Consider the following 536-nt stretch of genomic DNA (forward strand, 5'->3'; position numbering starts at 1 on the left):
CCGCCCTTCGCGCGCCGATCCAGAACGTGATCGAGCACGAGCCTGCGGCCAGCGCTGAAGCCGACGAACCGGAAGCCGGCCGCGAAGAGAAGGAGCAGGCTCATGATTAGCCGCTCCCGCCTCGCGGAGCTGAAAGCCAAGCTCGACGCCTGCCGGCCATTGACGCCCGGAGAGCTGGAACGCCTTCGGGAACAGTTCACGATCGAGTACACCTACAACTCCAACGCCATCGAGGGCAACACGCTGACGCTCAGGGAAACGGCGCTTGTGCTGGAAGGGATCACCATCGGCGAGAAGCCGCTGAAAGACCACCTGGAAGCCATCGGCCACCGCGACGCCTTCGCCTGCGTCGAGCGGCTCGTCTCGGAAAAAGAACCGCTGACAGAGTGGCGCATCCGGGAAATCCATTCCCTTGTGCTCATGGACAGGCCGGAAGACAAGGGCCGGTATCGGAAAGTGCCCGTCGTCATCGCCGGGGCTTTCCACACGCCGACGGAGCCGCTGCTGATCCACGAGGAAATGGCCGCTCTGCTGAA

At 63.8% G+C, this 536-nt stretch carries 1 protein-coding gene; it reads left to right on the forward strand.

Annotated features, from left to right (window positions below):
• Window positions 1-102: 102 nt before the first annotated feature.
• A partial coding sequence (locus HMPREF7215_RS05930; protein ID WP_009164810.1) for a Fic family protein occupies window positions 103-536 on the forward strand: 434 nt, incomplete at its 3' end.

The organism is Pyramidobacter piscolens W5455, from assembly GCF_000177335.1.
Taxonomy (GTDB): domain Bacteria; phylum Synergistota; class Synergistia; order Synergistales; family Dethiosulfovibrionaceae; genus Pyramidobacter; species Pyramidobacter piscolens.